Origin of the sequence: Photorhabdus sp. RM71S (assembly GCF_042879355.1) — a bacterium.
Classification (GTDB): Bacteria; Pseudomonadota; Gammaproteobacteria; order Enterobacterales; family Enterobacteriaceae; genus Photorhabdus; species Photorhabdus kayaii.
In genome coordinates, this window is the sequence record NZ_JBHFKV010000349.1 from 1 (window position 1) to 223 (window position 223).

At 46.2% G+C, this 223-nt stretch carries 1 pseudogene; it reads left to right on the plus strand.

The features are described from left to right. Nucleotides 1-223 (plus strand): annotated as a pseudogene (locus ACGF5R_RS25170) (IS982 family transposase); the annotation flags it as partial.

Consider the following 223-nt stretch of genomic DNA (forward strand, 5'->3'; position numbering starts at 1 on the left):
GGACATCGTCAACGCAGACGTCATGGCCGCATGAGTGCCAGCGAGATTATGACCATTGTGATTGCTTTTCATATGTCACATTATCGCGATTTCAAAAATTTCTACTTTGGATTAGTCCGACGATACCATCAACAAGACTTTCCCACCCTGCTCAGCTATACCCGGTTCTTAGGCGTCGTTTCCTCAGTTTTAGGACCGCTTTGTAGCTATTTGACGCAGGTGA